Genomic DNA, 20,357 nt, shown 5'->3' on the forward strand with positions numbered 1-20,357 from the left:
CACCGCTTGTGTTATTAATGTGATAGACGTTTTGCTTCAATAACCGCATCTAACTGCATAATACGACTTAAGAGTTTTTGAAGTAGTTCAATATTGCTTAATTCAATTTCAATATCCATTGTTGCAATACTACGTTTAGTATCGGTACGGCTTGCAATACTTAATACATTGATTTTTTCATTTGCCATAATGCTACTGATATCTCTTAATAAACCATTACGATCGTTTGCAATGATACGGATAACAAGGCTAAAGCCTGCTGCGTAATTTTCTCCCCATTCTGCTTCAACAACACGTTCAGGGCTATGGCTTGAGAGTTCATAAAGCTGATCACAATCAGCTTGATGAATTGAAATCCCCCGCCCTTGAGTGATATAGCCAAGGATTTCATCACCAGGAATTGGCTGGCAACAACGAGCAATATGGTGCATTAAATTTCCTACACCTTCAACAACTACAATGCTATTTTTCTGTTTTGGCGTATTTTGTGCTTTATTCGCTACAAATTTTAGAATAGCTTGATCTACCTGCTCTGCGGAAGGTTTAACTAATTTATTTTGTAAATAGTGCATTAAGGCGTTAAGACGGATATCGCCACTTCCAATCCCAGCATAGAGATCATCGATTTGCTTTAAGTTATAGCGAGGTAAGGCATATTCTTCAATCTGCTTTTGTGAAAAATTGAATTTTATCATTTCTGCTTCAAGGGCTTCTTTACCAATTGGAATATTCTTTTCTCGATCAAGTTTTTTAAACCAAGCGATAATTTTTGAACGAGCTTTTGCTGTTTGAATAAAGCCCTGATTTGGATTGAGCCAATCACGGCTAGGGTTTGGATTTTTCTGGGTAATAATATCAACTTGATCGCCCATTTGTAGCTGGTAATTAAATGGTACAATACGGCCAGCAACTTTTGCTCCAATGCAGCGATGTCCTATTTCACTATGAATAGCATAGGCGAAATCGAGCGGCGTAGCACCTTTGGCAAGATCAATAACTTCTCCTTTAGGGGTAAAAACATAAACACGATCATCAAATATTTGAGAACGCATTTCTTCCATCATATCACTAGAGTCAGCAATATCTTTTTGCCAATCAAGTAGTTTGCGTAGCCAAACAATTTTTTCTTCATAGCCTGAACGAACGGACCCCGCTCCTTCTTTGTATTTCCAGTGTGCGGCAACGCCAAGTTCAGCATCATTATGCATTTGTTGTGTCCGAATTTGGATTTCGATAGTTTTATTTGCTTTACCTAGCACTACCGTATGAATAGATTGATAGCCATTGGGCTTTGGATTAGAAATATAATCATCAAAATGTTCAGACAAATGTTGATATTGAGTATGAATAATTCCTAAAGCGGTATAACAATCTTCTAGCGTTGGTACAATAACTCGTACAGCCCTTACGTCAAAAAGTTGTTCAAAGGTCAAATGCTTTTTCTGCATTTTTTTCCATATACTATAAATATGTTTGGGGCGGCCATATACTTGTACTTCATTGAGTTCATCTTTGAGGTAAGCGGTGAGTTCAAACACAAAGTTTGCAATATAGCGTTCACGATCTAATCGCCGTTCATTGAGAGAATATTTTGCAATTTGACGATATTCCTGCGGGTGCAATGCTCGAAAACAATAATCTTCTAATTCCCATTTTAATTGTCCAATTCCAAGTCGATTAGCAAGGGGGGCATAAATTTGAGAACATTCTTTTGCAGCAAGTACAAGGTCTTCTTCACTATAGTGTTCATTATCACGTAAATAAATAATCCGTTCAGCTAGTTTAATAACAACGCAACGGAAATCATCAACCATTGCTAGTAGCATTCGGCGGACGTTATCAATTTGTAAATCAGAGGCTTTATGTGCATTGAGCTGGCGAACATTATCCATTTCTAATACGCCTTTGACTAAATTTTTGACGGCATTTCCAAATTTTTCTTTGATTTCGACAAGGTCAAGAACGTGATGCTTAACAAGTGGAAAAAGTAGGGCAGCAACTAGGCTTTCATCATCCATATTTAAATTATATAGGATTTCGACAAGCTCAATACCTGACCAAATCAAGTGAAATTGATCAGTATCTAGTTTTTCTTGAGCATACCGCCAAGCGATTAATAATTCTTCAAAAGTCATCTGGGGAAGCTGTAAACCTGCACTCCAACTTGCTAACTCAAAATTGTTAGGATCAAGTAAATGTGAATGACGAATAGCAACCATAATTCCTCCGAAGAATAGGTAATCAAAAGGGGATTTCGAGCTGAGATGATTCAGTCAAAATAAGTAAATATTATAACGGAAAACTCACTTAAGTTGGGGTTATTTCATCATTTTGTCAAAGTCGAAAACTAGATATCAAAAAAGAGATGAAACTTACCGTTTGTCATTTATTCATTATTAAACCAACTACCTATTAAGACAATAATTTGCACCTTAAACGACGATTGATTAGAATAGGCTATTTGCGAGCGTTGCTCGATTTATTTGTGGGTAATAATGACAATTTTAGCTTTAGGCATTAATCATAAAACAGCATCTGTAAGTTTGCGAGAAAAAGTCGCTTTCGTTGAAAACAAACGCCAACTTGCCTTAACGCAAATTCAACAGCGTGAGATTGCCGAAAGTGTTGTTATTCTTTCCACCTGTAACCGAACTGAGCTTTATTTTCACAATGCTCAAGTCCCCCCTCAAGAAGATCATCCTGACAATATTCAATGGCGTGAACGCTGTATTGCGTGGTTAGCCGAAATTCACCAATTAGATCTCAATGAGTTACGTCAAAGCCTTTATTTTAAACAGAATTTTGAGGCCGCTCAGCATTTAATGTCAGTTGCTTGTGGCTTAGATTCTTTGATTTTAGGTGAGCCGCAAATTCTTGGACAAGTAAAACAAGCCTATCAGGATAGTCAGACTTTTTATCTATCCCAAGGTTCACAAATTTCAACAAATCTTTCTCGCCTTTTCCAAAAAACCTTTTCAACGGCAAAACGAGTAAGATCTGAAACAGAAATTGGTAGCTCTGCGGTATCTGTTGCTTATGCTGCTTGTGGGCTGGCTCGCCAAATCTTTGATAATTTTAGCAAGCTACGTTTTTTATTAGTGGGTGCTGGAGAAACCATTGAATTAGTTGCTCGTTATTTGGTACAGCATGGCGCTAAAAATATTATGATTGCAAACCGCACTCATGTTCGAGCTGAAATGCTAGCAGATCGTTTAGGTCAGCCAATGCAAATTCTTTCTTTAAGTGCGTTACAACTGGGATTAAATCAGGCTGATGTTGTGATTAGTTCAACAGGCAGCCCCGATATACTGATTAGTAAAGAAATGGTAGAGTTTGCACAGAAAGAGCGGCGCTATTCTCCGATGTTATTGATCGATATTGCAGTTCCTCGTGATATTGATGAGCAAGCGGGTAACTTAGACAGTGTTTACGCTTATAGTGTCGATGATCTACAACATATTATTGAACAGAATTTAGTCCAACGCCAACAAGCCGCAGAACAAGCTAAAGAAATTATTCACCAAGAAACTAAAGATTTCTTTTTATGGCTGAAACAGCAACAATCTAGTAATTTAATTCGCCATTATCGGAGTAATGCCGAAACAATTCGATTAGATCTACTGGAAAAAGCATTGCTCGCATTGCAAAATGGGCAAGCAAGCGAAAAAGTATTGAATGAATTGAGCTATAAATTAACCAATCAGCTACTTCACGCCCCCACTCAAGCTATACAATCCATGGCAAAAAATGGAAATGTAAAAGGATTACAAAGTTTTTCACAGGCGTTAAAATTTGATGAGATGCTGTAAAAGGATATAAATTAGGGGAATAATTGTATTCCCCTTTTGTATTATTGAGAGAGAAACTGCTGAATTCTTTGTTCGATCCCTCTTGCATCTAGTCCAAGATCAGAATAGGCCTCTGATTGGGTTGATTGAGGAACAAATAGATCAGGAATGCCTAACATAACAAGCGGTTGGTTGAGTCCTATTTTTTGTAGGTATTCATTTACCGCACTGCCCGCTCCGCCTTGGAGTGCATTTTCTTCTAGTGTAACAAGTAGATCGTGATTATTAGCAAGCTGTTTGATTAGGTTTTTATCAATCGGTTTAACAAAACGCATATCGACAAGGGTATAGCCGTGTTTATCGGCGACCTGTTTAGCTTCATTAAATAATGCTCCAAAATTGAGAATAGCAACTTTTTCTCCTTGTTGAATGATTTTGCCTTTACCAATTTCCAGTGGGCGCATAGGCTCTAATTCAACACCTTGTGCATTACCTCGAGGATAACGTACGGCAACAGGAGAATTCATTGTATAGGCAGTATAAAGCATTTGACGCATTTCATTCTCATTACTTGGCGTCATAATTGTTATATTTGGAATACAACGCATAAAACTCAGATCAAATGCGCCTTGGTGTGTTTGCCCGTCTGCACCAACAATGCCAGCACGATCAATCGCAAAAATAACAGGGAGATTTTGAATTGCTACATCGTGAATAAGTTGATCATAAGCACGTTGTAGGAAACTCGAGTAAATTGCGACAACAGGTTTATATCCACTAATAGCAAGTCCTGCAGCAAAGGTTACTGCGTGTTGTTCTGCAATGGCAACATCAAAATATTGGTTTGGGAAACGTTTAGAAAACTCCACCATTCCAGAGCCTTCTCGCATTGCTGGTGTAATACCGATAATTTTAGGGTCTTGTTCTGCGATTTCACATAGCCAATCACCAAAAATATTGGAATAGGTTGGTGGGGATTTTACTTTTGGCAACTTACCGCTTGTGTAATCGAATTTCGGCACACCGTGAAAACCAATAGGATCTTTTTCTGCTGGGGAATATCCTTTACCTTTTGTAGTTTTGATATGAAGAAATTGTGGGCCTGATAATTGACGCATATTTTTTAGGGTGGCGACAAGTTCTTCAATATCGTGTCCATCAATAGGGCCAATATAGTTAAAACCAAGGGTTTCAAACATTGTTCCCATTGGTGAAACGAAACCTTTAACGTGTTCTTCCGTTTTACGTACAAATTCTTTAATTGGTGGTAGCCCAGAGAGTAACTTCTTACCACCTTCCCGTAAGCTACTATATAAAGAGCCAGAGAGTACACGTGCTAGATGGTTATTTAATGCTCCAACATTTTCAGAAATAGACATTTCGTTATCATTTAATATAACTAACATATCACTATGTAGTGAACCTGCGTGATTTAAGGCCTCAAATGCCATTCCTGCTGTAATTGCACCATCGCCGATAACGCAGACTGTTTTTCGCCCCGCATTTTCTTTTTCTGCGGCAATAGCTATGCCCAGTGCAGCACTAATTGATGTTGAGGAATGTCCAACGCTCAATACATCGTAAATACTTTCTTCACGCCAAGGAAAAGGGTGTAATCCATCTTTTTGGCGGATCGTGTGCATTTGATCACGCCGACCAGTAAGAATTTTATGGGGGTAAGCTTGATGACCAACGTCCCAAATGAGTTGGTCAAAAGGGGTATGATAAACATAATGCAAGGCGATCGTAAGCTCTACTACGCCAAGACCTGATGCTAAATGACCGCTTGTTTGGCTCACGGATTCTAATAAATAAGCACGAAGTTCCTCGCACAAAGGTTGTAATTTCTCTTTGGGTAAAAGACGTAAATCTTCGGGTGAATTAATTTGTGTGAGTAAAGGGTAGGTATTTTGCATAGCGTTATCTTAATCGATCATATTGCAATTTAAATCTTCCCTAATTTAGCTATTAGGGAAATGAAAGGGATTGATTTTCAACCCCTCTATGAGTTTTAAACGTATTTTATTATAGGTTAGATTTTTAAATCTTCCGTTAATGTAGGTTGAATGCAAGTTAAAATTTCTTTTACTAATCGTCCATTTCCCACTACGATATTACCTGAACGGAGATAATCTGTTCCGCCCATAAAATTGGTAACTAAACCACCCGCTTCACGCACGATTAAATCGCCTGCAATACAGTCCCAAGGTTTTAAGCCTATTTCAAAAAAGCCATTAACACGATTAGAAGCAACATAGCATAAATCTAATGCTGCTGAACCTGTACGACGAAAATCTGCAACCCCATTATTCATTAGTGATTCAATCATATTTAAGTGAGCGTTGCGATGTTTTGGCATTTTAAATGGGAAACCAGTAGCTAAAATTGCACCATTTAAATCACGGCGTTCGTTATCAATGCGTAAGCGAAACTCGTTTAATTTTGTACCTTCACCTCTAACAGCGGTGAATAGTTCATTACGAATTGGATCGTAAACGACACCAACTTCAGTACGCCCATTTACACGAATACCGATAGAAACAGCAAAATGTGGAAAACGGTTGATAAAATTAGCTGTGCCATCAAGTGGATCAATGACCCACTGTACATCGTTATTTTCGCCTTCAAGTAAGCCTGATTCTTCGCCAATAATAGCGTGTTCTGGGTATGATTTGCGAATAACGTCAATAATCGCAGCCTCTGCGGCTTTATCAACAGAGGTAACATAATCATTTATACCTTTTTGAGTGATTTCTGTATCTTTAGAGGCTTGCTCGTAGCCTTTTGCAATAATACTGCCTGCTTTCCGTGCTGCACGAATAGCGATGTTTAACATTGGATTCATAATTCCACCAGATTTTAAAGAACATATTTAAAGAAATAGATTATAGAGAATGTTGGCAGATAAGGGAATAGCTAATAGAAAAAAGCCTATCTCGTCCATAGGCTCTCTGTTATACTTTAGGCTATTCTTATCATTAATTTAGCAAGATAATAATGAACAAAAAATTTACTATGAACTCTCCTCGTTTTAAGACGGTAGAAGAAAAAAATCAGAAATCTCAACGAGAAGTTGAACGCAAAAATTATCCGAAATCAGACCGCTTGTCAGCCCGTTCTTATGATGAAAAAGGTGGGCATACTAGGGATAGAAATGAACGTAATAGCCGTGTTACTAAGCCAAGCAACGAGGTTTATCCAACGGAAGCTAGAAAAGTAAATAGAGAAGGTACAGTAAAAATCAGCATAAAAAACGGACGTTCTTTGGATAAAAAAACTGGCCCACTTTCACCACGAGCGCCTGAAAAAATTCGCCATAATCGAGCAACAGAAATGAAAATCTATGGTGAAAATGCCTGTTATACTTTATTCGAAAAACGCCCTGAGGGGATTGTTCGTTTATGGGCAACTGTTGAAGGAGCAAAGAAAGTAGGAACGTTGCTAAGTTATTTGGCAGAGCAGAAAAAGGCGTATCACGTTGTAGATAGTGAAGAGATGGAACGGGTTACAGGCACGGAACATCACGGTGGTATTTGTTTGTTAGTAAAAAAATTACCGCCATTCTCATTAGAGGGGTATTTGCAAATTGAACGTCAGCGAGATTGTCTGGTATTGCTTGATGGTGTCAATAATGCTCAAAATATTGGTGGAATTATGCGTACTTGTGCATTTTATGGTGTGAACGGTATTATTGTTGAAAATAGTGATCTGCTTAATTCCAGCAGTGCAGCACGAGTTGCTGAAGGCGGGTTAGAATTTATTCACCCACTTGAAACAAAACATAAACAAATTGCATTGACTCAATTACGCCAAGCAGGGTATCAAATTGTACATTTAACCCGTCAAAAGCAAGCAAAAGCATTGGCTAAAACAACATTAACTGCGAAAATTGTATTTGTGCTAAGTGATGTGATTGCAAATGAAGTAGAATATCCGAACGACACAACAGTTCAACTCTCTTTTGTGAACCCATTAAATAGTGGATTAAACGTTGCGGTAAATGCAGGGATTTTATTAGCGCAGTGGTATCAGGCTCATCTTGTTTAAGTGTAATTCAGATAAGTTATAGCTAAGTAAGCGGTTAGATTGCCCAATTTTTTGCAAATATTTTGTTGAAATAACTGCGTGAACGGTTTTAAGGAAAAATAGCACGAATGTAAAATCGTGCTATTTTTATTAGTTCAGTGAAATTAGACGTTTGATGCTTGAATAAGCCTTTTTGTATAAGTATCTTGTGGATTATCAAAAATCTGTTTTACACTACCGCTTTCTACGACACGCCCTTTATTCATCACCATTACTCGATCACTTAATGCTCTGACTACTGAAAGATCATGGCTGATAAAAATATAGCTTAGTCCATATTTCTTTTGAAGATTATTCAGCAACTCAACAACGGTAATTTGGGTTGATCGGTCTAAAGCTGAAGTTGGTTCATCAAGCAAAACAAATTTGGGCTCGAGAATGATTGCTCGTGCAATTGCAATTCGCTGACGTTGCCCGCCAGAAAATTCGTGAGGATAACGGTTGATCATTGCAGGTGATAAATTTACTTCCTCCAACATTTTCATTACTTTTTGGCGGCGCTCTTGTTTACTCATTTGTGGATAATGCACGGCAAGTCCTTCACCAATAATTTCTCCTACGGTTAAACGTGGTGAAAGGGAATTAAAAGGATCTTGAAAAACCATTTGCATATCTTTTTTAAGTGCTTTTTGCTCATTTTTACTGAGTCTATTGAGCTCTTTTTGGTGAAATTTTAAACTTCCTTGATAGGATAAAATTTGCATAATGGCTCGACCTAAAGTCGATTTACCAGAGCCTGATTCTCCCACAATACCTAATGTTTCACCTACTTTCAGATGTAATGAAATTTCTTTTACGGCATTAAATATTTTTTTCGGTTTGCCAAATAGATTACGCTTTAAAATATAATCAACACAAATATTGTCTGCTTCAATGATATTACTGATTTCATCTGTAGGGGCTGTTTTGTTATTGGTTGGAATTGGCGTTAATAGCTCAATAGTGTAAGGGTGCTGCGGATTATTGAATACAATATCGGTGTTACCACGTTCAATAATTTTTCCATATTGCATTACGCAGACATAATCGCTGTATTTATGAACTAAGCGTAAATCGTGCGAAATTAAAATAATCGCCATTCCCATCTCTTTTTGTAATTCAAGCATTAAATCTAAGATTTCTGCTTGGGTAGTAACATCAAGAGCCGTCGTTGGTTCATCGGCAATCAGAAGATCGGGTTTGTTGATAATTGCCATTGCAATCATAATTCGTTGTAATTGCCCGCCAGAAAATTCGTGTGGGTAACATTTCATTTTCTTTTCTGCATCAGGGACTTTTACCTTTTTTAACATTTCTAATGTTAATTTTTCAATTTCATTTTGGCCTATTTGCGGATTATGAGTACTGACAGCTTCTGCAACTTGTTCTCCAATAGACATAAATGGGTTAAGAGAGGTCATTGGCTCTTGGAAGATCATTGCAATGCGATCGCCCCGTAATGCTCTTAATTGTGTTTCATTCAGGGATAGAATTTCTTTATTTTCGAATAAAATAGATGAATTTTCACCGTAAGTTGTGATGTTACTTGGCAGTAATTGCATAATTGCCATTGAAGTAACAGATTTACCTGATCCTGATTCACCTACAATCGCAAGGGTTTGCCCTTTCTCAATATTAAAAGAGATATTTTGAACAGCGTGAACGATTTGCTCATCAGTTTTTAGGTAAACATTTAAATTATTGACATCTAATAATTTCATATTTTCGGTTTCCTATTTGTCTTTGGGATCGAACGCATCACGCAAGCCATCACCGATAAAGTTAAAGCAGAAAAGAGTTAAACATAAGAAAAATGCAGGGAAAATAAGTAGCCACGGCGAGCTTTCCATTTGTGCTGCACCATCACTTAACAGTGCACCCCAACTGCTCATTGGTTCTTGCGTGCCTAGCCCTAAAAAGCTTAAAAATGATTCAAATAGAATTAAAGATGGAACTTCAAGGGAAGCATAAACGACCACAAGCCCTAAGACGTTTGGTATGATATGTTTCCAGATAATCTGACGACGTGGTACGCCACAAACAATAGCGGCTTCAACAAATTCTTTATTTTTTAAACTAAGTGTTTGACCACGCACAATACGGGCTAAATTCAGCCAAGCAATCATACCAATAGCAATAAAAATCAATAGGATATTTGAACCAAAAAAGGTAACCAGTAAAATAACGAAGAACATAAATGGGAAAGAGCTTAATATTTCAATTAAACGCATCATTACCATATCCGTAATTCCGCCAAGATAGCCAGAGATTGCACCGTAAATCGTACCAATAATGACAGCAATTAAAGCTCCAGCAATTCCCACCATTAAGGAGATTCTCCCACCAACGGCAACACGCACAAGTAAATCTCGTCCAGAAGCATCAGTACCGAAATAGTGCATAGATTCAAAATCAGGAGCAATACTCATCATATTCCAGTCTGTATCTTCATAAGAAAAAGGCACGATCATTGGTGCAAAGGTAATAAATAGAATGACTAAAAATAAAACGATTAAACTTGCCACAGCAGCTTTATTGCGGAAAAAACGGCGACGAGCATCTTGCCATAAGCTACGCCCTTGTAAGCTCATTTCAGTGGCATTTTCCATAATATCTTGTGCGGTTTGTTGCTTTTGTTCATTATTAACTAACATTTCACACTCCTTATGAATAACGAATTTTGGGATCGATCACGGCATACAAAATATCAACGATAGCGTTGAATAAAATGGTTAATGATCCAACTAAAATGGTTAAACTTAACACCAATGAATAATCACGGTTTAATGCACCATTGACAAAAAGTTGCCCAATACCTGGTAAGCCAAATACACTTTCAATCACAATAGAGCCTGTAATAATGCCAACGAAGGCTGGTCCTAGATAAGTAATAACGGGAGAAAGAGCTGGGCGTAATGCGTGTTTTAAAATAATTTTACGCATTGGTAGCCCCTTTGCTTTGGCGGTACGAATAAAATTAGAGTGTAGGACTTCGATCATTGATCCACGAGTGATACGAGCGATACCTGCAACATAACCGATGGTAAGAGAAAGAACAGGTAAAACCATATAGTAAAGCTGTCCGCCATTCCAGCCCCCTGCGGGTAGCCATTTTAGATAAATGGCAAAAAAGAGGACGAGCAACGGCGCAAAGACAAAACTTGGTATGATAACTCCAGTCATAGCAAAGGACATTACGATGTAATCCCACTTGCTATTTTGTTTTAAAGCAGCAAATGTACCAGCAAATACGCCAATGATAACGGCAAAAATAAATGCAATCGAACCTAGTTTGAAAGAAACAGGAAAAGATGAGCCGATTAAATCATTTACGCTTTGGTCTTTATATTTAAAAGAAGGCCCAAAATCACCTTGAGCAAGATCTTTTAAATAGATGAAATATTGTTTATATAGCGGTTCATTTAAATGGTATTTGGCCTCAATATTCGCCATTACTTCTGGTGGATATGCTCTCTCAGAAGTAAAGGGATTGCCAGGTGCAAGTCGCATTAAAAAGAAAGAAAACGTAATTAAAATAAACAGGGTTGGAATGGCTTCCAGTAGTCTTTTTATAATAAATTTTAACATAGTAAATTCTCTAATACCCTAAGTGGAAACAAGCGGTCAGATTGCTGATATAACTTGTAAAAAATTTAGCTAATCTACCGCTTGAAAATAGTTATTTTGTAATATAAAGATTTCTTAGATAGATATTATCTTGCGGATCTTTACCTGAATAACCTTTCACATAAGGTTTAACTAGACGGGTATTTACATAGTTATAAACAGGCACAATCGCATAGTCTTCAGATAGCACTTGCTCTGCTTTTGCATAGGCATCCATACGGCCTTTTTCATCAGTGGCTTGGTATGAAGTAGCTAGAGCATCGTCATAGGCTTTGTTCTTATAAAATGCGGTATTATTGCTCGAATTTGATAAGAAATAATTTAAGAATGTAGTCGCTTGGTTGTAATCTGCACTCCATCCTGCACGAGCTATATCATAATTGCCTTGGTGGCGAGTATCGAGATAGCTTTTCCACTCTTGATTTTCGAGTTTAACATCGACTAAACCTTTAGTATTTTTCTTCCAAATTGAGGCTGCGGCAATAGCGGCTTTTTTATGGTTCTCATTCGTGTTGTAGAGTAACGTAAATTTAAGTGGATTTGCTTTGCTATATCCCGCTTCTTCTAGTAATTTAATAGCTTGAGCATTACGCTCTTCCATTGATTGTTCGGAGTAAGCAGGTTGTTTTATATCTGCACCTTCCCCAATATAAGTTGGGGTAAAAATGTAGGTTGGGGTTTGCCCTTGAGCTAATACTTTATCTGTAATAATAGTGCGATCTAAGGCTAAGTTTAATGCCTTACGAATGTTGATATTATCAAAAGGTGCTTTTTTGTTATTGATTTCGTAGGTGTAAGTCCCTAATGTTCTGACGACAAACACTTCATTTGGGATTTCTTTTTTCAAGGTTTGGAAACTATCGGTTGGTAAACCATAGTTAGTAATATCAATTTCACCTGCACGGTAACGTTGTACATCGGTGGTAGCAAGTGGAATGGCTAAGAATGTGGCTTTATTGATCGCTGTTTCTTTGTTGTTCCAATAGGTTGGGCTACGCTCAAACTCAATTTTTTCATTGATAACGTGTTTAGTTAAACGATAAGCACCGTTACCGACAAGATTTTCTTCTTTTACCCACGCATCACCAAATTTTTCAACTACTGATTTTGGTATCGGTAGGGTGGAATGGTGTGAAGTCATTCCAATTAAATAAGGAACAGGATCGGTTAAAGTAAGCTGTAAAGTATGCGCATCAAGTGCTTTTACCCCAAGCTCTTCAGGTTTTTTCTTACCATTAATAATGTCTTGAGCATTTTCAACTTTCATATAAGTCATATAGCTTGAATATGGCGCGGCGGTTTTTGGATCAACTAACCGTTGGTAGGCAAAGACAAAATCTTCAGCCGTAACAGGTTCACCATTAGACCATTTGGCTTCTGGACGTAGTTTAAATGTCCATTGTTTAAAATCAGGTGTGCTTTCCCAAGAAAGGGCAACGCCAGGAATAATCTTTCCGTCTTCATCTTGGGTAACCAGCCCTTCAAATAGTTGGTATGAAATTTGGGCTTCAGGTACGCCTTCACTTTTTTGTGGGTCAAGGCTTTGTGGCTCAGTTCCGTTATTGATAACAATTTCTTGTTTTTCTGCAAGCTGAGTGCCTTCGGGGATTTTTGCCGCAAAAGTGGAGATGGATAATCCCAGTGTAATTGCTGAAGCCAGTAGTGAGTGAATGAATTTCGTTTGCATAAACTTCTCCTAGTTAGAATTTTAGTTATTTTTACGATTATTAGCGGAAAAGTATGATTCTGTAAAGTTTTTTATATAAATTAAAGCAAAGTAATTTTATATTCTGTGAGAAAGTTCACTAATTTTTGTTAATTTGAATGGAATTTGCCCTTAATAGGAGGAAGATAGCAATGTTTATTACTGTGATTTAATCGTATGGAAAAAATAAAGATGTATTAGAAAAGAAGGCATTATCAAAAAAATAATGCCTACGATGCAAAAAAATATGAAAACTGACCGCTTATTATGTGGTTTTTACTAAGCCAAAATGGGTATAAGTTCGAGAAGTAGCAATCCGACCACGGGGAGTACGTTGTAAAAAGCCTTGCTGAATTAAATAAGGTTCTAATACATCTTCAATGGTATCTCGTTCTTCGCCAATAGCCGCTGCAAGGTTATCTAAGCCGACAGGTCCACCATCAAAGCGTTCGATTACTGCTGAGAGTAATTTTCTATCCATAAAATCAAAACCTTCAGGGTCAACATCTAGCATTGTCAATGCTTGTTTGGCAATCTCTGATGAAATAATGCCATTATTGCGAACATCAGCAAAGTCCCTTACACGACGTAATAAGCGGTTGGCAATACGAGGTGTACCACGAGAACGGCGAGCAATTTCATAAGCACCGTCAAAAGCTAGGTTTAAATTTAAGCAGTCGGCACTGCGTTTAACGATAGAGGTGAGGTCATCAACGGAATAAAATTCCAAGCGTTGGACAATGCCAAAACGATCTCGTAATGGAGAAGTGAGTGAGCCTGCTCGTGTCGTTGCACCAACTAATGTGAAGGGGGGTAAATCTAATTTAATTGAGCGAGCAGCAGGACCTTCACCGATCATAATATCTAATTGGTAATCTTCCATTGCTGGGTATAAAACTTCTTCAATCGCAGGGGACAAGCGGTGGATTTCATCAATAAATAGCACATCATAAGGTTCTAAGTTAGTCAGCATTGCGGCTAAATCTCCTGCTTTTTCAAGAACAGGTCCTGATGTCGTACGAATATTTACACCCATCTCATTTGCGACAATGTTTGCTAGCGTGGTTTTCCCCAACCCCGGTGGTCCAAAAATTAGCAAGTGATCAAGTGCGTCGTTGCGTAATTTTGATGCTTTAATGAATATTTCCATCTGCTCACAAACAGATGGTTGTCCGACATAATCTGCCAGCATTTTGGGGCGGATTGCTCGGTCAATAACTTCATCTTCCCGTTTTGGAACTGTGCTAATAATTCTATCGGCTTCTATCATAATGCATTTTTCAAGGCTTCACGAATTAACTGTTCGCTTGTTACACCTGTTTTATTTACTTTCTTAATCATTTTTTCAGCATCTGCAGGTTTATAACCTAAGGCAATGAGTACCTCACGGGCTTCATCGGCAGGTTCAATCGTATCGGTTGCAATAATTTGGTTGATAGGCTGTTCCTGAAAGAAATCACTTTGTGCAATGCCTTTGAATTTCCCTTTTAGCTCAACTAATAAACGTTCGGCAGTTTTACGCCCGACGCCTGGAATTTTAATAAGTTTTGAGAGATCTTCTTGTTCCACTGCCGTTGCAAATTGTGCAACAGACATTGCTGACAAAATAGCCAGAGCAAGTTTTGGCCCAACACCATTAGTTTTAATGAGTTCACGAAAAAGGGTTCTATCTTGTTTTTGAGAAAATCCAAAAAGTAGATGGGCATCTTCTCGCACAACAAGATGTGTAAAAATTGTTGTTTGTTCGTTTACGGCGGGGAGGTCGTAAAAACTGGTCATTGGTAATAGTATTTCGTAACCAACGCCTTGTACATCAAGCACCATTTCAGGTGGTGATTTTTCGAGAATAGTTCCGTGAAGTCGTCCGATCATTGTAATTTCTATGCTGATGAAAAGTAGTTAGCATAACGGAAAACTGGATAAAATAACAGATCAAGCGGTTAGATTTTATAGAAATTTTGTTAATTGAATTATATTGAATTATTAAGAAAATAAGTAGAAAGCAACTAAAAGTGGAAATTTACGGCGTGTTGTATTAAAAAACAACCCGCTATTTATGGCGGGCTGTTTGGGAATGATTAATGTTTCTTGCGAGTGATAATTTGGCTTAATATCACGAGAGTGAGTGAGAAAATAATCATTAACGTTGCTAAGGCATTAACTTCTGGTGTTACACCTGTTTTCACTAATGAGAAAATTTTCAGCGGTAATACTTCATAGCTTGCACTGGTAACAAATGAAGATACAACCACGTCATCAAGTGAAATGGTGAAGCTAAGCAACCAACCTGAGATTATAGCAGGCAATAATAGTGGTAAGAGGATTTTACGTAAAATTGTAAATTCACTGGCTCCAAGATCTTTAGCTGCTTCAAGCATTTTTCCGTCAAAATCTTTTAAGCGAGATGAAACGGTAATCACCACATAAGGTAAGCAGAACGTAATATGAGCAAAAAGTAGAGACCAAAAGCCTAATGACATTCCCACTAACATAAAAAGGGCTAACAGTGATACTGCCATTACAATATCAGGCGACATCATTACCACAAATAGCATTCCACCTACCATTTGTTTTCCACGAAATTGGTAGCGATACAGAGCAATAGAGGTTAATGTCCCAATGATTGTAGAAAGTGTTGCCGCAAAAAACGCAATGCTTACAGAGTTCATTGCTGCTTGTATTAGGGTGTCATTATTTAATAGACGCTCATACCAGTTAAAACTGAATCCTTTCCACGATAAACCGTAACGGTCGGCATTAAATGAGTTTACTACTAAAATAATAATGGGAATGTACAGATAGGCGTACACTAAAAACATAAATAAACTGTTAAATACGCGTCTCATTATTCTAACTCCACTTTCTTATTCATTAGCTTATTCGCACGGTAGTAAACATAGATCATTAGTGCCATTAAAATAGTCAGTGCAATACTAATCGCCGCACCAAATGGCCAGTTACGAGTAACTAAGAATTCGCTTTTTATAATATTACCAACTAGCAGTACTTTTGCCCCACCAAGTAGATCTGCTACATAAAACATACCCATTGCAGGCAATAGAACAAGTAGGCAACCCGCTACAATTCCTGGCATTGTGAGTGGAATAATTACTTTAATAAAACGTTGAAACGTATTTGCACCGAGATCTCTTGCGGCTTCAAGTAAACGCCCATCAAGTTTTTCAATGGAAGAGTATAAAGGTAAAATCATAAATGGCAGTAAAATATAGACCAAACCAATAATAACAGCAACTTCGGTATTTAAAATCCGAATAGGACTGTCTATTAAGCCAATAGACATTAGTGCTTCATTGAGTACACCTTTCACACCGAGAAAAATTTTCATTCCATAAATACGGATGAGAGAGTTTGTCCAAAATGGTAAAACAACTAAAAATAGCAAGAGTGAACGATATTTCTCAGGTAATTTTGCGATCATAAATGCAAATGGATAGCCGATAATTAAGCAGATAATCGTAGCGATACCTGCCATATAGAGAGAGTTCCATAATACTTGTGAGTAAAGTGGATCAATTAATCGTGCATAGCCATCAAGTGAAAAACTGAGTTCAAGTAAGTTACTGCTGTCTTTTGTCATAAAACTGGTAAACAGCACTAATAAATTCGGAATGAGTACGAAGAAAATCAGCCAACCGAAAATAATACCAACAGTAACTGTTTGGAATTTATTATTAGTTACCTTCATCGTTAATTACAACCTCCCAGCCTTCGTGCCATGTTAAAGCGACTTTTTGACCGATAGAGTGATCAATATTTGGATCATCTTCATTAAAGAACTCACTGACTAATACTTTCATCCCGTTATGATCGAGTACAATGCTGGATTCTAGTGTCATTCCTTTATAGTTACGATCGATAACGTGTCCGATAATTGCTTTTGAACCTTCGTTTTCATCAAGTTCTTCAATTACAATATCTTCAGGGCGTAACAATACTTTGAGTTTGTCATTTGGATGAACAGGAATATCAGTGTAAATTTCACAAATTCTACCTTCTACATTTGCTTTAACGGTTTTTTCGCTTACACGTTCAATAATAGTTGCGTCAAATACATTGATCTCGCCAATAAAATGAGCGACAAATAGATTTTTCGGATCTTCATAAATTTCACGAGGTGTTCCGTCTTGCTCAATTTTACCTTTATTCATAACAATAATACGATCAGACATTGTTAATGCTTCTTCTTGATCGTGAGTTACAAAAATAAAAGTAATGCCTAATTGACGTTGCAATGCTTTCAGCTCATTTTGCATTTCTTTACGCAATTTGTAATCAAGGGCAGAAAGAGATTCATCAAGTAATAATACTTTAGGTTTATTTACCACTGCACGGGCAATAGCAATACGTTGTTGCTGACCGCCTGATAGCTGAGAGGGTTTTCGGCTTGCCATTTCTTCTAAGCGAACCATACGCAAAGCGTCCATAACACGAGGTTTGATTTCAGCTTCAGGCACTTTTTGCATACGCAGACCAAAGGCGACGTTTTCAAAAATAGTCATATGGGGGAAAAGTGCATAACTTTGGAACACAGTATTGACGGGACGGTATTCAGCAGATGTTGTCGTTACATCTTGCCCATCTAGCATAATCGTACCTGCAGTTAATTCTTCAAAACCTGCAATTAAACGTAAAACCGTTGTTTTACCACAACCAGATGGACCTAAAATTGTTAAAAATTCACCATCATTGATTGTAAGATCTAAGTTATCAATAATTGTTTTATCACCATAACTTTTTGTTATAGAACGAAGTTCAATAATTGGTTTTTGATCTAACTTTTCCATTTATTTTTGTTTTCCCCCTAGGGTATTGTTGAGAAAAGGCAAAAAATCTGAATAAAATTCAGCTCGACATGCGTAATGAATACGCTTTTATAAGTGTTGCATAATATAGCGAATAGACAGGGAATGAAAGGGAAAATTTACGATTTACGTAAATTGTTTATAGAAAAAGCGGTGAATTTCTGTGGAAAGTTACCGCTTGTAAGAATAAGGCTTTATTGTGTGTTATGAGGTGGAAATCCACCTAGATTTTTTAAGCGGTTTACCATTGTGCAAAAAAGCTCTGCGGTACGCTCAGTATCGTACAAAGCAGAATGGGCCTGTTTACCGTCAAAGGGAATATGCGCTATTTGACAGGCTTTGATTAGCACAGTTTGCCCGTACATAAAGCCTGCAAGTGTTGCGGTATCAAACATTGCAAAAGGGTGAAATGGATCTCTTTTGGCATTGATACGTTTTACCGCAGCTTGTAGAAATGCCTGATCAAACGTAGCGTTATGAGCTACGATAACAGCTCGTTGGCAATCGTTATCTTTAATAGCTTTGCGCACCATTTTAAACATTTCAATGATGGCAATTTCTTCTGGTACTGCTCCTCGTAGCGGATTATCAATATCAATGCCATTAAACTTAAGCGATTCAGGATTGATATTTGCACCATCAAAAGGTTTGATATGGCTATGAAATTGCTGATCTTGTTGAAGATCGCCGTTTTCGTCCATTTTTAAGGTAATTGCAGCAATTTCGAGTAGGGCATCGGTTTGGGCATTTAGTCCTGCCGTTTCTACATCAATTACGACGGGTAAATAGCCACGAAATCTATTTTTTAGTAAATTATAATTGGGTTGTGTATTTTCGGTTTCAGTTGTCATTTGGAATATTAAAATTATACAAGCGGTTGGTTAGTGATAAAATTTGCAAAAAAATCAGCCCTTAGAAATAAATTAAGGGCTGATATTATGGCATAAATATGGGTTAAAAACGAATATCTCTGCAATCTTGTAATTAGTGCAGTTTTAAAGACGGACGTAAGAAACGATTAATTTTGCCAACCAATACAATCAATGTCGTTTTAAAACAACCGTGTAATGCCGCTTGGTGCATTCGATAAAGAGAAAGATAGGCAAGGCGTGCAATACGTCCTTCAATAAACATTGAGCCTTTAGTGAGATTACCCATTAAACTTCCTACTGTACCAAAGCGTGAGAAAGATACTAATGATCCTTTATCATTAAACACAAAATGTTTAAGAGGTTTATTGTTATGTAATGCGATTAGATTATAGCCACAACAGCTTGCCATTTGGTGAGCAGCTTGTGCTCTTGGTGGTACAAATTTGCCGTTTTTTTGTAACAAAGCCGCACAATCGCCGATTACGAATATATTATCGTCTTGCGTGGTTTGTAGAGTATCTTTAATAACAAGTTGGTGTAGTCGGTTAGTTTCTAAGCCATCAAATTGTTCGGTAATATCGGATACACGAATACCTGCTGCCCAAACTAATAAATTTGCTGAAATCGTTTCACCTTCTTTTGTAATTAAAGTTCCTTCTTTGGCTTCAACAATAGTGGTATTGGTTCGGACATCAACACCTAGCGAGCGTAATTCTTGAATGGCAGCTGTTGAAACTCGTTCGGATAAAGCTGGTAAAATACGATTACCTGCTTCAATTAAGGTTACTTTCAAGCTAGTATTATTTAATTTACCAAAACCATATTCATTGAGATGTTTAACGGCATTGTATAATTCTGCAGACAGCTCTACCCCTGTTGCCCCTCCACCTACAATGGCAATGTGTACCTCTTTTTCGTTATTATTGGAAAATTTTAAAAAGAGTTCCATCATACGTTGATGAAAATGTTTGGCTTGTTCAGCGCTGTCTAAGAAAATGCAGTGTGAAGCTACGCCTGAGATACCGAAATCATTAGATTTACTTCCGATTGCTACTACTAATTTATCGTAGCTAATATGCCGTTCGGCAACTAATAATTCGTTATTGTCATTATAAATTGGGGCAAGTGTAATAGTTTTTTGAGATCGATTTAGCCCCGTAATTGAACCTTGCTGAAATTCAAAATTATGTAATGCAGCGTGAGCACGATAGCTTAATGCGTCTGTGCCATCATCAAGAGAGCCAGTCGCAACTTCGTGTAAGAGAGGCTTCCATAAATGAGATGGGTTGCGATCAACTAAAATGATTTTGGCTTTCCCTCTACGACCTAATTTATTGCCTAAAAATGTAGCAAGCTCTAAACCACCTGCACCACCACCGACAATTACGATATTGTCCATTTTAATTCCTCATAACAATAATGATGCGTATAATTTTAGAAATTTCTTACTCAAAGCCTATTTGCATTTTAGATATTG

16 protein-coding genes are annotated in these 20,357 nt (G+C 37.5%); 2 read left to right on the forward strand and 14 right to left on the reverse strand.

Annotated features, from left to right (window positions below; translation table 11 throughout):
* Nucleotides 1-14: 14 nt before the first annotated feature.
* A complete protein-coding gene (gene relA / locus A6B43_RS06730; RefSeq protein WP_124210216.1) occupies nt 15-2,219 on the reverse strand; it encodes a GTP diphosphokinase in 2,205 nt (734 codons plus the stop codon).
* 276 nt (nt 2,220-2,495) lie between these two features.
* Here relA and hemA point away from each other — a divergent pair, with 276 nt between their 5' ends.
* The gene (gene hemA, locus A6B43_RS06735; protein ID WP_124210217.1) at nt 2,496-3,809 is read left to right on the forward strand and encodes a glutamyl-tRNA reductase; all 1,314 of its coding nucleotides are present in this window, start codon (nt 2,496-2,498) and stop codon (nt 3,807-3,809) included.
* 41 nt (nt 3,810-3,850) lie between these two features.
* Here the strand turns inward: hemA and dxs are convergent, their stop codons facing one another.
* Both dxs and suhB read right to left on the reverse strand, forming a co-directional pair.
* A complete protein-coding gene (gene dxs / locus A6B43_RS06740) occupies nt 3,851-5,704 on the reverse strand; it encodes a 1-deoxy-D-xylulose-5-phosphate synthase (RefSeq protein ID WP_124210218.1) in 1,854 nt (617 codons plus the stop codon).
* Nucleotides 5,705-5,820: 116 nt separating this feature from the next.
* A complete protein-coding gene (gene suhB / locus A6B43_RS06745; protein WP_124210219.1) occupies nt 5,821-6,633 on the reverse strand; it encodes an inositol-1-monophosphatase in 813 nt (270 codons plus the stop codon).
* A gap of 152 nt (nt 6,634-6,785) precedes the next feature.
* Between suhB and A6B43_RS06750 the strand changes: the two genes are divergently transcribed.
* Nucleotides 6,786-7,835, forward strand: a complete 1,050-nt coding sequence (locus A6B43_RS06750; protein WP_124210220.1) for a TrmH family RNA methyltransferase — start codon at nt 6,786-6,788, stop codon at nt 7,833-7,835.
* A gap of 143 nt (nt 7,836-7,978) precedes the next feature.
* Here the strand turns inward: A6B43_RS06750 and A6B43_RS06755 are convergent, their stop codons facing one another.
* From A6B43_RS06755 to A6B43_RS06805, 11 genes are all read right to left on the reverse strand, one after another.
* Nucleotides 7,979-9,574 (reverse strand): ABC transporter ATP-binding protein, encoded by a 1,596-nt coding sequence (locus tag A6B43_RS06755; RefSeq protein WP_124210221.1) that lies wholly within the window; start codon nt 9,572-9,574, stop codon nt 7,979-7,981.
* A gap of 12 nt (nt 9,575-9,586) precedes the next feature.
* A complete protein-coding gene (oppC, locus tag A6B43_RS06760; protein WP_124210995.1) occupies nt 9,587-10,462 on the reverse strand; it encodes an oligopeptide ABC transporter permease OppC in 876 nt (291 codons plus the stop codon).
* Between the two features lie 55 nt (nt 10,463-10,517).
* The gene (gene oppB, locus A6B43_RS06765) at nt 10,518-11,441 is read right to left on the reverse strand and encodes an oligopeptide ABC transporter permease OppB (RefSeq protein WP_124210222.1); all 924 of its coding nucleotides are present in this window, start codon (nt 11,439-11,441) and stop codon (nt 10,518-10,520) included.
* Between the two features lie 91 nt (nt 11,442-11,532).
* Nucleotides 11,533-13,167, reverse strand: a complete 1,635-nt coding sequence (locus A6B43_RS06770) for an ABC transporter substrate-binding protein (RefSeq protein WP_124210223.1) — start codon at nt 13,165-13,167, stop codon at nt 11,533-11,535.
* Nucleotides 13,168-13,450: 283 nt separating this feature from the next.
* Complete coding sequence (gene ruvB, locus A6B43_RS06775; RefSeq protein ID WP_124210224.1) at nt 13,451-14,455, reverse strand: Holliday junction branch migration DNA helicase RuvB; 1,005 nt, start codon at nt 14,453-14,455, stop codon at nt 13,451-13,453.
* The gene (ruvA, locus tag A6B43_RS06780) at nt 14,452-15,057 is read right to left on the reverse strand and encodes a Holliday junction branch migration protein RuvA (protein WP_124210225.1); all 606 of its coding nucleotides are present in this window, start codon (nt 15,055-15,057) and stop codon (nt 14,452-14,454) included. Before ruvA ends, ruvB begins: the two co-directional genes overlap by 4 nt.
* Before the next feature lie 206 nt (nt 15,058-15,263).
* The gene (gene potC / locus A6B43_RS06785; protein ID WP_124210226.1) at nt 15,264-16,031 is read right to left on the reverse strand and encodes a spermidine/putrescine ABC transporter permease PotC; all 768 of its coding nucleotides are present in this window, start codon (nt 16,029-16,031) and stop codon (nt 15,264-15,266) included.
* Nucleotides 16,031-16,891 (reverse strand): spermidine/putrescine ABC transporter permease PotB, encoded by an 861-nt coding sequence (potB, locus tag A6B43_RS06790; RefSeq protein WP_124210227.1) that lies wholly within the window; start codon nt 16,889-16,891, stop codon nt 16,031-16,033. Before potB ends, potC begins: the two co-directional genes overlap by 1 nt.
* The gene (gene potA, locus A6B43_RS06795; RefSeq protein WP_124210228.1) at nt 16,878-17,990 is read right to left on the reverse strand and encodes a spermidine/putrescine ABC transporter ATP-binding protein PotA; all 1,113 of its coding nucleotides are present in this window, start codon (nt 17,988-17,990) and stop codon (nt 16,878-16,880) included. The genes potB and potA overlap by 14 nt, the downstream gene beginning before the upstream one ends.
* A 212-nt stretch (nt 17,991-18,202) precedes the next feature.
* Nucleotides 18,203-18,859, reverse strand: a complete 657-nt coding sequence (rnt, locus tag A6B43_RS06800) for a ribonuclease T (RefSeq protein ID WP_124210229.1) — start codon at nt 18,857-18,859, stop codon at nt 18,203-18,205.
* 133 nt (nt 18,860-18,992) lie between these two features.
* Nucleotides 18,993-20,279: an NAD(P)/FAD-dependent oxidoreductase gene (locus A6B43_RS06805; RefSeq protein WP_124210230.1), complete on the reverse strand. Its 1,287-nt coding sequence runs from the start codon at nt 20,277-20,279 to the stop codon at nt 18,993-18,995.
* Nucleotides 20,280-20,357: the final 78 nt, after the last annotated feature.

Source organism: Vespertiliibacter pulmonis (assembly GCF_013377275.1).
Taxonomy (GTDB): Bacteria; Pseudomonadota; Gammaproteobacteria; order Enterobacterales; family Pasteurellaceae; genus Vespertiliibacter; species Vespertiliibacter pulmonis.